Origin of the sequence: Methanosarcina barkeri 3 (assembly GCF_000970305.1) — an archaeon.
GTDB classification, from domain to species: domain Archaea; phylum Halobacteriota; class Methanosarcinia; order Methanosarcinales; family Methanosarcinaceae; genus Methanosarcina; species Methanosarcina barkeri_A.
Window position 1 is genome coordinate 3,029,910 of record NZ_CP009517.1, and the last position, 13,683, is coordinate 3,043,592.

The following is a 13,683-nucleotide window of genomic DNA, read 5'->3' on the forward strand; positions in this document are numbered from 1 at the left end:
CCACATAACAGAAACAATTTATATAGTCTGGAAAAATATATCCAGCTTTTATAAAAGATTCCAGCGGAATATTCTGAATGTATCTTGAATGTTATTATATTACCATTCCGGGATTCAGAAATATGGCGGAAACCCCGGGAATCTAACCCGGCTGAACGGATTTAGAGTCCATTCGATCTACATGATCAGGTTTCCTCCTAGGCAAAATAGATTGAACAAGCGTTTTGCTTCCTATATGGTGGTCTTAATTAGTAGTATAAAATAATATTGTTTAATATATATGTTTATTGGTGAAAAATTAAGGAAAACAAGTTATTATTTATAAGTTTATTGCCCGGGTTCCGTCACCCGAGTCCCGTCTCGGGAGGACGGGGCCCTTTTCGCTTCGCTCAAGAGGGCTGAATTACCCGAGTTCCGTCTCGGGAGGACGGGGCCCTTTTCGCTTCGCTCAAGAGGGCTGAATTACCCGAGTTCCGTCTCGGGAGGACGGGGCCCTTTTCGCTTCGCTCAAGAGGGCTGAATTATGGACAAGATAAGTTGCTTTTCAATTTGCTGAAAGGGACCGGTTTCCCCGCAAACCTTTTGAAAAAGAATGCCCGAAAGTTCCTACTTGCTCGAAAACGATGTGACGGCGTGATCAATCGGTGCAATGGTTGATCGAAAATTCTGGCAACGTTCGAATTTGAGAAACTTATTCCCAAACCCTATAGGCGTGATCAACCGGCGCAACGGTTGCGGGTCAACGGTTGCGGGTCAACGGTTGTGGAACAACCCTTTTCAAAAAAGGCTTGACCGAAAATATCTTAGCAACGACAAGGTCAACATCGTAACGTTTGTGGGTTAACGGTTGAACCATGTGAAGAAAAGGTGAAAAGTAAGAAAAGTTAGTGGGAATCTGATTCCCACCATAGGTTATTTAGCTGTGATTTTCAGTTTTGTTATATCGATAGCATCTTCAGGGCAGACACTGACACAGCGTCGGCAGCTTGTACCAAGGCACTTCTGGCTGTCGTACTTTGCGATTCTCTGACTGTTTCTTTCTACGATTTCAAGAGCATTTTCCGGACATTCTTTTACGCATTTTTTGCAGTAGATGCACTTTTCCACCGGGACTTCGAGGATTATACCAATTTCTTTGAGGATGGAAAGCCCGCCTGATCCGACCTCTTCTATGTCTTTGCTGACTCTCTTTTCGATGCTTACGTGTTCGAGAGTTTTCGGGAGAGGAGGCAGGTTGTAGAGGTCAAGCATCTGGTTGTACATCTCAAGTGGCATGCCCTGTGTCCAGTAGGAAAGCTCGCAGAGGTAGAAATTGTTGAAAGTCTCGCTGGTCGCCATCATGAGGTGGTCGGCAGTAATTTTCTTTGCAATCGCAATTACATCATCCAGCCTGGATTTTTCCAGTACAAGTTCCCTGGCAAGCGCAAGCGAAGTATTTCCGAACTGAACAATTTTTTTTGCATAACCCGGTGCAGCTCCGAGCCTGCGGGCATCTTCAGCGTCCACATAGGCCCCTGAGGCTCCTGACATATATGCGTACTCCAGGTCTTCGTACTTGATTCCGGATTCAACAATAAGGGTCATGTGAGCAGCCCGAATTGCCCCAATAGCTTTTCCTGCTTCTTCGACATCCTTTTCAGTGATCTCAATCCCGGGACCCAGGATCAGCTTTCCGTTTGGAAGTTTAGGAGATTTTTCAATCAACCCGCTTCTCAGTGCAAGAGAAAAAGCCGAGATAACTCCTGTACCTGTGATCCCGATTGTTTCATATCCGTAGGACTCCTTTATCTCCCCCGTAATCGGATCAATGAGATAAGCATTCTGTTTTTCCATCTCCCTGTCAAGAACCATAATTCTCCAGTACTGCCCCTCTGGCTTTACATCACAGATCGCACCCGGGCTTGCAAGCATGCCTGAACTTATTCCCTGTCCTTCAATCGCAGGTCCTGCTGCTGCGCTTGCAGTGATAATTCGATCCCCTATTTTCAGAGCCATTTCGGCATTTGTCCCGTAATCGGTGACAAGCGAAGGTTCAGATTGGATAAGGAAATCGGTTTCAAGCATCATAGCCAGAGCGTCAGCCCCAATTTCGTGCTTGATTGCAGGGGGTACGATAACTTCACAGTTTGGCAGGTCTTTTTCCCCGAAAATTTCGGATGCAGAAAACATACGGGCATCTCTTTTTACATTCCTGACTCCAAGCGTCTTCTGCTTGTTTTCTCCTGCATAGGCAAGGTCCCTTATCTCAGTATTCTGGAAAAGGGAAAGCTGGATAGGGTTTCCACAGACTGCAAGCCGTTCCACTCTTGAGAGGTCAACGTCAAACCGCAGGAACATCCTCCTGATTGTCTCGATGATTACCTCGTGAGCCACATCTTCACCTGTTGTAATTGCAAAGTCCAGGTGGTCCATAACATTCCCTCCGGGAAGGGGATGACCCATGGTTATGACTGTCTTTAAGGTTTCCTTCGTTTCAAGATCAATAAGCTGGGCTCTAAAACCACTGGTACCCAGATCAAGTGCTATTCCATACATTTTTCAGGTCCTCCGGAAGCATATAATTTTTTGAGGCGTCCGGCAGTAAGAACAACCTCATAAAAGTGTGGGATATGAGGACTATAATTTTAGTTAAATTTCTAATTCGGCGTCAATAGGGAAAAGATATAATAATTTTAGAATTTAGGAACTATATAAACTATTACCAGTACCTGGCTAGAAGGTATTAATAAGTGGCTATTAAACTACTGTTACTCTTCAAATCTGTTCTTCTCTATTCTTCTTCAAAAAATCATTTTATACAAATGTAACCTGCCATAAACCCATCACATTCAACAGACTCAATACAAAACCCAGCACTTTTTAGAAGACCCTCCATAATCCAATCAAGCGTTGAAAATTCTTCTCTTATGTGGATTTCCGTCTCTTCAGCAATTTCGTCCCCTGCAGAGATCTTAAGATCAGTTATGATTTTATCAAAATAACTATCATAATTCCGGACAAAGGAGGGGAACACGACATCACGCAAATAAAATTTTCCGCCTTCCTTTAACATTCCGTAGATTCTTTTCAGAGCTATCATTTTCCAGTAGTCTGGAAGGTGATGTAAAGCTAGCTGAGTGACAATAACATCAAACGGCTCATCATAGTTTTCATATGTTAAAAATCCGGCATTACAAAAATGTATATTTGTTTTTCTCTGGCTTTCAGCCTTCATTTTTGCAAAGGAGATCATAGTTTTCGAAATATCGATAGCTACAACTTTTCTACAATACGCCGAAAACCTGAGTGCCAGTTCCCCTGTTCCCGTACCGATCTCAAGAATTAAATCCGTATTCTTTATTTTAAGAAGTTCGCGAATACGGTTAGCCTCATATTCAGTATCTCTTAATTTCTGCATACGTAAATCATAAGCCTGTACTTCTTCGAGATCTGTATAATTTACTCCAATTTGTTTGAACTCATCATAATACCAGCCTGGATACTGGCTCATATTAGTCCTCCTGTCAATAAATAGCGAATTATCTGTTTATTTGCCAAGTTTCAAACAGAAACATACTTGAAACAAAAAAAATACAAAATCAATCGGGATTAGGAATTTAGAGAATTTTTGTAGATACTTTGACAAATAATTGTTTAAATAATTATAGAATAGGAGTTTGTCCAAAGATAATATTAACGCTTCCCCTATTTAGTAGTCTGCTGCCTGCCTTTGTTAAAGTTCAAAGAATAACAGAAGTTCTCTCTTGTATTTTCTTAATATGCAAGCAGCAATCTATTTCAACCCTCATAATCAATTAAATAGTGATTAAAGTCGCAAACCCCCAACTATTTTAAGCTTTTTGTCCTGCAGGTGTGAATAAAACAAATTAACTTGTTTTGAAGAAATTTTCAGGTTATTCAGGCCGTTCAATTGATAACTTTTTATAACATAATTTTTAATTAAACAATTAAATACATATTTGTAGTATGTATTTTTAATAATTAAACCCGTCTATTATAACTTAGAGAGGGATTATAAATGGCAAAATATACCCCAAAAGAAAGATTGTACCGTGCATTAAGAAAACAGCAGGTGGACAGGATGCCAGCTGTCTGTTTTACTCAGACTGCAACTGTTGAACAGATGGAAGCTTGTGGAGCCTACTGGCCAGAGGCCCATGCCGACGCAGAGAAAATGGCGACTCTTGCGGAAGCAGCACACACTGTAGTAGGTTTTGAAGCTGTGAGAGTTCCCTTTGACATTACGGCTGAAGCTGAATTTTTTGGCTGCGGAATAAAGGCCGGCGACCTGAAGCAGCAGCCGTCAGTGATCAAACCCAGCGTTAAGAACCTGGAAGATCTGGATAAGTTAAAGAATTACAACCTGAAAGAAGGCAGAATTGCAGTGGTCCTCGAGGCCGTCAAGATTCTCTCCGAAAAATACGGAAAAGAGCTCCCGATTATAGGGTCTATGATAGGTCCTTTCTCTCTTGCCCAGCATATTAACGGAGATGCCTGGTTCGGAAACCTTTTCACAGGAGAAGAGATTGTTCCCGCACTTCTGGACTTCTGCTCGGATTTCAATGTAGCATATGCAAAAGCGATGGTCGAAAACGGTGCAGACACCATAGCTATCATTGATCCTACAGCAAGCTATGAGCTTATTGGTGGAGAGTTCTACGAGAAGTATGCTCTTCCCTATCAGAAAAAGATAGCTGACGCAATGAAGGAACTGGATGTGGCTACAGTGCTCCACATTTGCGGGAACACGACCAACGGCCTTGGAATTATGGACAAGACTGGTGTAAACGGGATTAGCGTAGACCAGAAAGTAGACGTCAAGACCGCAACAGGTAATGTAAAAGACGCAATCATTGTCGGAAACCTTGACCCTGTAGCTGTGCTCTGGAATGGAACTCCTGAAGAGATTGAAGAAGCTTCCAAGAAGGTCCTTGAAGCAGGCGTTGGGTTACTCACTGTTGGCTGCGGGACTGTCAGTATGACTCCTACAGTCAATCTCCAAAAGATGATTGAGTGCGCAAAAAACCACACATACTAAAAACATTACTTAACAGGACCAGATACTGAATATATCGGACACTGATAGTGTGCCATATTAACAGAATTTAAAAATGGATCAGCCGGCCTTAAGCCGGCCTTATTTTTAAGAATTTTCCAAAAAAATTACTTTATCAGATTTGGTCTCTTTCGTCCAATCTCGAATTTTTCAGGATAAATTATGTATTCTTCCCGCCATGTCAAGTTATTATTTTAAGATCTCCTTTTAAGAATTCGAAATATAGAGCCTTAAAGCAGAGAATAAATGTCTTGAAGCAGAAGACAAATTTCTGGAAGTAGGAGATTGAATATATCGAAAAGATTACGGCGACTCCAAACTTTAGTATTTATACTTTTCGCTTTCATGCCCAATATTATCTAAGATCTTTCATAAAAAAGATATATAGCACAGGACTTTGAAGCTGGTGAGTGCATATATAAAGGAGATTACAACAGCTTGAAATCCCAGTATTTATATTTTTTGCTTCCATACTTAGATCTCGAATTTTAAGAGAAAAAACAATGGGAAAAATCCTGAATTATAGTAGTAAAGATTACAAATCATTATTATATAAAAATTTTTATAAATAATGGTTGTAAAAAATATAGTATTCGTTTATATAGTATAATTTTAATCTTTGTTTAGGGATTGAGTCTGAATGTTCAGGACAGTTCCAGGCAGTTCCAACAGGCATACTGTTGGGAAATTCGGGATATAATGCTAATTCGACTGGGAAACAAATTTGCAGTTTCCGGCAAGTAAATTCCCCGGTAACAATGTCATAAGAGAAGAAATTATTCACAAAGGGTCCCGAACATGTTCGGGCAAAATGGCAATGACAGTGAGTAATTTTGAATATAAACAGTCAGAAAATTCATAAAGGAATCTCCTTGCGCCTAATGGCTGAAAAATATAAGGCAGCAAGGATCTGAACCTAAAACGAGAACCCCATGCAAACGCTCTTTTTTAACTAGCGGAGCTTGGGTCTGTGTTCAAGCATAAAGCCTTTGCGAAAAAATGACTCTGGAGACATTTTACTGCCCAACGATACTGCACAGAACTGCAAATCTCAGTGGAGGTTTACAAAAATGGCAAATCAAGAAATTTTTGATAAATTACGCGACGCAATTGTAAGTCAAAACATTGCGGGTACTGCACAGCTATGCAAGGAGGCTCTAGCTGCAGGAATTCCGGCACTTGATATTATTACGAAGGGCCTTTCCGTCGGAATGAAAATCGTCGGTGACAAATTCGAAGCCGCCGAGATTTTCCTGCCTCAGATCATGATGTCTGGAAAAGCAATGAGCAATGCAATGGAAGTCCTTACCCCCGAACTTGAAAAGAGCAAGAAAGAAGGAGAAGAAGCTGGACTTGCAATTACTTTTGTTGCAGAAGGAGATATTCACGACATTGGTCACAGGCTTGTTACCACCATGCTTGGAGCAAACGGGTTCCAGATCGTTGACATGGGAGTTGACGTCCTGAATGAAGACGTCGTAGAAGAAGCTGCAAAGCACAAAGGAGAAAAAGTCCTCTTAGTAGGTTCAGCCCTTATGACTACATCCATGCTTGGCCAGAAAGACCTGATGGACAGGCTTAGAGAAGAAGACCTCAGGGACAGTGTAAAGTGCATGTTCGGAGGAGCTCCTGTATCTGATAAATGGATTTCCGAAATTGGAGCGGATGCAACTGCAGAAAACGCTGCCGAAGCTGCAAAAGTTGCACTTGAGGTTATGAAATAATCCTGGGAGGCAAAAGAAAATGACATTTAGAAAATCATTCGACTGCTACGATTTCTACGACAGGGCAAAAGTAGGGGAAAAGTGCACCCAGGACGACTGGGACCTCATGAGGATCCCGATGAAGGCAATGGAACTCAAGCAGAAATACGGGCTTGACTTCAAGGGAGAGTTTGTTCCGACAGACAAGGAAATGATGGAAAAACTCTTCAACGCAGGCTTTGAGATGCTCCTTGACTGCGGAATTTACTGTACAGACACACACAGGATCGTAAAGTACACTGAAGATGAAATCTGGGATGCAATTAACAACGTGCAGAAAGAATTCGTGCTCGGAACTGGCAGAGATGCAGTAAACGTAAGAAAGAGAAGTGTTGGTGACAAGAAAAAGCCAATAGTGCAGGGTGGACCTACTGGGTCTCCGATTTCCGAAAATGTGTTTATGCCTGTTCACATGAGCTATGCCCTCGAAAAGGAAGTAGACACCATTGTTAATGGTGTGATGACCTCTATACGCGGGAAAGCGCCTATTCCAAAGAGCCCTTACGAAGTTCTTGCAGCAAAGACAGAAACAAGACTAATTAAGAATGCTTGCGCCATGGCTGGTAGGCCTGGCATGGCTGTCTAGGGACCAGAGACCTCCCTGTCCGCTCAGGGAAACATTTCCGCCGACTGCGCTGGCGGAATGACCTGTACGGACAGCCACGAGGTCTCGCAACTCAACGAACTTAAAATCGACCTGGATGCAATTTCAGTTATTGCTCACTACAAGGGGAACAGCGACATCATAATGGATGAACAGATGCCGATTTTCGGTGGATATGCAGGCGGAATTGAAGAAACCACAATTGTTGATGTTGCAACCCACATAAATGCCGTGATAATGAGCACCGCAAGCTGGCACCTTGATGGGCCTGTCCACATCCGCTGGGGATCAACCAACACCAGGGAAACACTGATGATTGCAGGATGGGCATGTGCAACAATTTCAGAATTTACAGACATACTGTCAGGTAACCAGTACTACCCATGTGCAGGTCCATGCACTGAGATGTGTCTCCTTGAGGCTTCAGCCCAGTCCATTACTGATACAGCTTCTGGAAGAGAAATCCTTTCAGGTGTCGCAGCCGCAAAGGGTGTGGTTACAGACAAGACCACAGGTATGGAAGCCAGGATGATGGGAGAAGTGGCAAGGGCAACTGCAGGAGTAGAAATTTCAGAAGTAAATGTGATCCTTGACAAGCTTGTAGCACTTTACGAGAAGAATTATGCAAATGCTCCGGCAGGAAAGACATTCCAGGAATGCTACGACGTAAAGACAGTAACACCAACTGATGAGTACATGCAGGTATACGACGGAGCAAGAAAGAAGCTCGAAGAATTAGGGCTTGTATTCTAATCCGAAAGTCCAGAGCCTGAAGTTTACACTTAAGGAAACGGAAAGCCAGCGATACTTCGCTGGCGAATTTTTTTAATAAAACTCAGGCAAGACAATTATAAAAATGCTTCACGATTTATGTAGAAACTTTTTGCATAAACCGATATATTCTGGCTTTTGGACTGATGGCCGCTGGGTGCCAGTAAGGCTTCAAAAAGGATGGTTGAAAGAAAAAGATAGTAAAGCTGTTATTAATCACAGTTTTCAAAATTCTCTGCCTTTTACATCTTCAGACAATTGAATATCTTTTCTCAGTCTTTAATCCGACCTTTTTAGTTAATCGAAATTTCAGGTCGTACATTAGTAGATAATTGATATTTTGTATTTGAGTACTTTTGCTCAGTAACATCTTTTTCTAAACTTACCTACTTATGGAAATTGCGTGTACACAAAGCAGAAAATGAGAGCGAATGTGTGAGTACTCCGGGAAATATCAACTGATTATTGAGGGACCGCTAAATTTCAATATGATTAAAAATTCTCATGGCTTGAGCCATATCCATTAAGCCTGGCAAAACTCATTTGCGTTTCAAATGTATAGATGACAAGTCAGTACCTATCTTTTTTGAAAAAACCTCACGGATTAGGCTAAATAGTTCGGAGTATATGAAAATATGGCACAATGTCAGGAAAAAAGAAATTGTTCACAAAAACCCGTACCTGTTCGATAAAATGGCAAATGACAGTGAATAATTTCTGTTGTGGATAATTCAAAGATTCGTAAAAGGATCTCCTTGCGCCTCATGGCTGAAAAATAGAAGGCAGCAAGGATCTGAACCTAAAATGAGAACCCCATGCAAACGCTCTTTTTTAACTAGCGGAGCTTGGGTCTGTGTTCAAGCATAAAGCCTTTGCGAAAAAATGACTCTGGAGACATTGTACTCTGCTTAACTATACTGTATAGAACTGTAAAAATGGAGGTTTACAAAAATGGCAAATCAAGAGATTTTTGATAAGTTACGCGACGCGATCGTAAATCAGAACGTCGCAGGCATTGCGCAATTAACTCAGGAAGCCCTTGACGCAGGGATTCCGGCACTTGATATTATTACAAAGGGCCTTTCCGTCGGAATGAAAATTGTCGGTGACAAGTTCGAAGCCGCCGAGATTTTCCTGCCTCAGATCATGATGTCTGGAAAAGCAATGAGCAATGCAATGGAAGTCCTTACCCCCGAACTTGAAAAGAACAAGAAAGAAGGAGAAGAAGCAGGACTTGCAATTACTTTTGTTGCAGAAGGAGATATTCATGACATTGGTCACAGGCTTGTTACCACCATGCTAGGAGCAAACGGGTTCCAGATCGTTGACATGGGAGTTGACGTCCTGAATGAAAACGTTGTAGAAGAGGCTGCAAAGCACAAAGGAGAAAAAGTCCTCTTAGTAGGCTCAGCCCTTATGACCACCTCTATGCTCGGTCAGAAAGACCTGATGGACAGGCTTAGAGAAGAAAACCTCAGGGACAGTGTAAAGTGCATGTTCGGAGGGGCTCCTGTATCTGATAAATGGATTTCCGAAATTGGAGCAGATGCAACTGCGGAAAATGCTGCCGAAGCTGCAAAAGTTGCACTTGAGGTTATGAAATAATCCTGGGAGGCAAAAGAAAATGACATTTAGAAAATCATTTGACTGCTATGACTTTTATGACAGGGCAAAAGTAGGGGAAAAGTGCACCCAGGACGACTGGGACCTCATGAGGATCCCGATGAAGGCAATGGAGCTCAAGCAGAAGTACGGGCTTGACTTCAACAGAGAGTTTGTCCCGACAGATAAGGAAATGATGGAAAAGCTCTTCAATGCAGGATTTGAGATGCTCCTTGAGTGCGGAATTTACTGTACCGACACACACAGGATCGTAAAGTACACTGAAGATGAAATCTGGGATGCAATTAACAACGTGCAGAAAGAATTCGTGCTCGGAACTGGCAGAGATGCAGTAAACGTAAGAAAGAGAAGTGTTGGTGATAAGGCAAAGCCAATAGTGCAGGGTGGGCCTACTGGGTCTCCGATTTCAGAAGAGGTGTTTATGCCTGTTCACATGAGCTATGCCCTCGAAAAGGAAGTCGACACCATTGTTAATGGTGTGATGACCTCTGTACGTGGGAAAGCTCCTATTCCAAAGAGTCCTTACGAAGTTCTTGCTGCAAAGACGGAAACAAGACTTATTAAGAATGCTTGCGCCATGGCTGGTAGGCCTGGCATGGCTGTCTAGGGACCAGAGACCTCCCTGTCCGCTCAGGGAAACATTTCCGCCGACTGCGCTGGCGGAATGACCTGTACGGACAGCCACGAGGTCTCGCAACTCAACGAACTTAAAATCGACCTGGATGCAATTTCAGTTATTGCTCACTACAAGGGGAACAGCGACATCATAATGGATGAACAGATGCCGATTTTCGGTGGATATGCAGGCGGAATTGAAGAAACCACAATTGTTGATGTTGCAACCCACATAAATGCCGTGATAATGAGCACCGCAAGCTGGCATCTTGATGGGCCTGTCCACATCCGTTGGGGGTCAACCAACACCAGGGAAACACTGATGATTGCAGGATGGGCATGTGCAACAATTTCAGAATTTACAGACATACTGTCAGGTAACCAGTACTACCCATGTGCAGGGCCATGCACTGAGATGTGTCTCCTTGAGGCTTCAGCCCAATCAATTACTGATACAGCTTCTGGAAGAGAAATCCTTTCAGGTGTCGCAGCCGCAAAGGGTGTGGTTACAGACAAGACCACAGGTATGGAAGCCAGGATGATGGGAGAAGTGGCAAGGGCAACTGCAGGAGTAGAAATTTCAGAAGTAAATGTGATCCTTGACAAGCTTGTAGCACTCTACGAGAAGAATTATGCAAATGCTCCGGCAGGAAAGACATTCCAGGAATGCTACGACGTAAAGACAGTAACACCAACTGATGAGTACATGCAGGTATACGACGGAGCAAGAAAGAAGCTCGAAGAATTAGGGCTTGTATTCTAATCCGAAAGTCCAGAGCCTGAAATTTATACTGAAGGAAACGGAAAGCCAGCGACAAATTCGCTGGTTAATTTTTTTTAGCAAAATTCAGGCGAAATGATTATATAGATATGTTACAAATGATATGGATTTTTTAGATGAGACTGAATAAATATAATAATAAAGTATCAAAACGGAGGGGATATTCGAATGGATATCTGGACTTTAATAAACGGACTTGTATATCTCCTGGCTTTCGGATTGATGGGCTGGGTCTTGCTGGATGCCAGTAAGGTTTCAAAAAGAAGGAGCTGATAGGCATGCCTGAACATGAGTCTGCCGGCTTGGTAAAAACTCTGCGCCCTTTCCATGTATGGGCTCTAGGAGTTGGTATTGTGCTGGTCGGAGAATATATGGGCTGGAACTTTACCATTGCAAAAGGCGGAGTTCTCGGGTCTTTGCTTGCCATGCTGGTTGCAGGAACAATGTATGTTATAATCTCCCTCTGTGCCAGTGAACTCGGATCAGCAACCAAACTTGCAGGAGGACCCTATGACTGGGCAAGATTATTCATCGGGCCCGGGGCGGCTGCCAGTGTAGGACTTGCAGTTTATATGGAATATATAGCCCTTGAAGCGGCAGATGCTATTGTTGTCGCTTGCATCGCACAGAGCATCTTTCCAGGACTGCAGGTTTTTCCTGTGACTTTGCTTGTTATTGCTCTTCTGACCTTTATAAACTACCGTGGTGTTGTTGCGGCTTTAACTCTTAACTTTGTCCTTACCATGATAGCTTTTATTGCGATATTGGCCTTCTTCTTCTCAACTGCTTTTGGATTAGTAGATATTCACCCTGAGTACCTTTTTCAGGGCGCCCTACCAAACGGCATGATAGGCCTCTTTGCAGCCTTACAGTTCGGACCATGGTTCTATTTAGGGATAGAAGGAGCCGCAATGTGCGCAGAAGAGTGCAAACATCCGTCAAGAGCCGTGCCTCTTGGACAACAAGCCGGGATGATTACTCTACTTATAGGAGCGGCAATGACCCTCTATCTATGTACAGTTCTGATTCCTACAGACCTTCTCGGAGTTTCTGTGTATCCACTTTTTGAGGCTGCAAAAAACAGTGGGATTTTTATCTTTGTTGCCCTGCTTGGACTCGGGACATTTCTGACCTGTGTTGCCAGTGCAAACGGCTGCGTCTGTGACTCCTCACGTTCCTGGTTTGCACTCTCAAGAGACAATTACGTTTCTTCCTGGTTCTCTGCAGTACACCCGAAGTATAATACTCCGTACAGAGCAGTAATCTTCACAATGCCTGTTGCAATTGGTTTTGCGTTCAGTGGCTTCCTTGACCAGGTAATTACCTTCTCAATTATTTCGGGACTGCTCTGCTACGTGCTGATTCCTTTCTCCCTGATTCGCTTCAGGAAACTCTTCCCGCAGACTACAAGAGAAGTCAGGCCTTTTGTGGGTCCTCTTCAGCCATATATTTCTTACTTTGCAATTGCAATCGCAATTACTATTCTTTCAACGCTGTTCTGGGGCTACAAGTATAACCTGATTTTCGCTTTTGTGTTCTATGGAATTTCATACTTCTATTTCAGCCACAGGCACAAGAACTCAAACATCGAAAATAACTGGGCTGAAATGGGCTGGCCTTTACCCAAAGGCCTGGAAAACGGAAGAATCAAAAAGGAGGCGAAGAACATTGGAGACGAATAACCAGGCACTGGAAAGCAAATATCACAGCAAACTTACTGGAGATACGGCTCTCGTTGTAGGCATGCTTACTTTGCTTATATGTGCAGAAGGATTTATAATATACAGAATTCTCTCCGAGACATGGGAGATTGCTTCCGGTTTCTTCTACCTCTACGTAATCTTTATAGGACTGATAATTTTAATAGAGACTATAGGATGCCTGAAGGTAAGAGAATCAATCAAAACCCACATGTTCGAGTTCAAATATTATGATTGAGGAGACAGGAATCATGGCAGAAAAGAACATTATTTCAGAAGTCTTTGACATCTTGTTTATTTTCGTGCTTGCCTTTGCCTGTGTGGTAATTCCTACAGTGCTCCAGGGAGCAGTACTAGTTTCCTGGGAAGAAGGAGGAGCAGGAATAGGCTTTGTTTGGGACCCTGTTGGTTTCTTCAGCTTCTTGCTGGTAATAGTTGCTTTCTTTGTTGTGATTCTATATCACTCGGTAAAGAACTATAAATATTGAAAAGAAAGAAGACTGAAAAAGAAAGAACACTTAATAAAATGCCTGCCTGAAGGAAAAGTTCAGGCAGACAATTTTTTAAAATTCAGGCAAAATAGTATTTTTTACAAGCGCATATCAGGATTCTATTCTGCCGTATGAGCATGGTCTCCCTGAAAAGAGGGAGTTCTTCAGGGAGTAATGGAGGGATTTATTTGTGGATTTGTCGAACAGGCCTGATCTGACCTTACTCAAAGAAGTCAAGGCTCTGAACCAGCCGGAAGTACAGTACACCGCTAAGGATGT

The 13,683-nt window shown here is 42.7% G+C and carries 9 protein-coding genes and 2 pseudogenes; 9 read left to right on the forward strand and 2 right to left on the reverse strand.

Annotation, left to right across the window (positions count from 1 at the left end):
* Positions 1–649 precede the first annotated feature (649 nt).
* Positions 650–844 (forward strand): hypothetical protein, encoded by a 195-nt coding sequence (locus MSBR3_RS20355; protein ID WP_196296949.1) that lies wholly within the window; start codon positions 650–652, stop codon positions 842–844.
* Between the two features lie 68 nt (positions 845–912).
* Here MSBR3_RS20355 and MSBR3_RS12240 read toward each other — a convergent pair whose 3' ends face one another.
* Together MSBR3_RS12240 and MSBR3_RS12245 are read right to left on the reverse strand one after the other, a co-directional pair.
* Complete coding sequence (locus MSBR3_RS12240; RefSeq protein ID WP_048108460.1) at positions 913–2,535, reverse strand: methylamine methyltransferase corrinoid protein reductive activase; 1,623 nt, start codon at positions 2,533–2,535, stop codon at positions 913–915.
* Positions 2,536–2,788: 253 nt separating this feature from the next.
* The gene (locus MSBR3_RS12245; protein ID WP_048108462.1) at positions 2,789–3,490 is read right to left on the reverse strand and encodes a class I SAM-dependent methyltransferase; all 702 of its coding nucleotides are present in this window, start codon (positions 3,488–3,490) and stop codon (positions 2,789–2,791) included.
* 528 nt (positions 3,491–4,018) lie between these two features.
* Between MSBR3_RS12245 and mtbA the strand changes: the two genes are divergently transcribed.
* The 8 genes and pseudogenes from mtbA to MSBR3_RS12295 all read left to right on the forward strand — a co-directional run bounded on the left by mtbA (position 4,019) and on the right by MSBR3_RS12295 (position 13,401).
* Positions 4,019–5,038 carry a methylcobamide:CoM methyltransferase MtbA gene (gene mtbA, locus MSBR3_RS12250; RefSeq protein ID WP_048108464.1) on the forward strand — a complete coding sequence of 340 codons (1,020 nt, stop codon included), beginning with the start codon at positions 4,019–4,021 and terminating at the stop codon, positions 5,036–5,038.
* A 1,088-nt stretch (positions 5,039–6,126) separates the two neighbouring features.
* The gene (locus MSBR3_RS12255; protein ID WP_048108466.1) at positions 6,127–6,780 is read left to right on the forward strand and encodes a methyltransferase cognate corrinoid protein; all 654 of its coding nucleotides are present in this window, start codon (positions 6,127–6,129) and stop codon (positions 6,778–6,780) included.
* A gap of 19 nt (positions 6,781–6,799) precedes the next feature.
* Positions 6,800–8,176, forward strand: a pseudogene (locus MSBR3_RS20360) (monomethylamine:corrinoid methyltransferase).
* Between the two features lie 969 nt (positions 8,177–9,145).
* The gene (locus MSBR3_RS12270) at positions 9,146–9,799 is read left to right on the forward strand and encodes a methyltransferase cognate corrinoid protein (RefSeq protein ID WP_048108472.1); all 654 of its coding nucleotides are present in this window, start codon (positions 9,146–9,148) and stop codon (positions 9,797–9,799) included.
* 19 nt (positions 9,800–9,818) lie between these two features.
* Positions 9,819–11,195: pseudogene (locus tag MSBR3_RS20365) on the forward strand (monomethylamine:corrinoid methyltransferase).
* A 296-nt stretch (positions 11,196–11,491) separates the two neighbouring features.
* The gene (locus MSBR3_RS12285) at positions 11,492–12,895 is read left to right on the forward strand and encodes an APC family permease (protein ID WP_048108476.1); all 1,404 of its coding nucleotides are present in this window, start codon (positions 11,492–11,494) and stop codon (positions 12,893–12,895) included.
* Positions 12,882–13,151 carry a hypothetical protein gene (locus tag MSBR3_RS12290; protein WP_048108478.1) on the forward strand — a complete coding sequence of 90 codons (270 nt, stop codon included), beginning with the start codon at positions 12,882–12,884 and terminating at the stop codon, positions 13,149–13,151. The genes MSBR3_RS12285 and MSBR3_RS12290 overlap by 14 nt, the downstream gene beginning before the upstream one ends.
* Before the next feature lie 13 nt (positions 13,152–13,164).
* Positions 13,165–13,401, forward strand: a complete 237-nt coding sequence (locus MSBR3_RS12295; protein WP_048110464.1) for an efflux RND transporter permease subunit — start codon at positions 13,165–13,167, stop codon at positions 13,399–13,401.
* Positions 13,402–13,683 lie beyond the last annotated feature (282 nt).

What these genes read in the sequence shown, in the direction of transcription:
- MSBR3_RS20355 (WP_196296949.1), top strand. Translation starts at nt 650, where the DNA reads ATGGTTGATCGAAAATTCTGGCAACGTTCGAATTTGAGAAACTTATTC.
- MSBR3_RS12240 (WP_048108460.1), bottom strand. Translation starts at nt 2,535, where the DNA reads ATGTATGGAATAGCACTTGATCTGGGTACCAGTGGTTTTAGAGCCCAG.
- MSBR3_RS12245 (WP_048108462.1), bottom strand. Translation starts at nt 3,490, where the DNA reads ATGAGCCAGTATCCAGGCTGGTATTATGATGAGTTCAAACAAATTGGA.
- mtbA (WP_048108464.1), top strand. Translation starts at nt 4,019, where the DNA reads ATGGCAAAATATACCCCAAAAGAAAGATTGTACCGTGCATTAAGAAAA.
- MSBR3_RS12255 (WP_048108466.1), top strand. Translation starts at nt 6,127, where the DNA reads ATGGCAAATCAAGAAATTTTTGATAAATTACGCGACGCAATTGTAAGT.
- MSBR3_RS12270 (WP_048108472.1), top strand. Translation starts at nt 9,146, where the DNA reads ATGGCAAATCAAGAGATTTTTGATAAGTTACGCGACGCGATCGTAAAT.
- MSBR3_RS12285 (WP_048108476.1), top strand. Translation starts at nt 11,492, where the DNA reads ATGCCTGAACATGAGTCTGCCGGCTTGGTAAAAACTCTGCGCCCTTTC.
- MSBR3_RS12295 (WP_048110464.1), top strand. Translation starts at nt 13,165, where the DNA reads ATGGCAGAAAAGAACATTATTTCAGAAGTCTTTGACATCTTGTTTATT.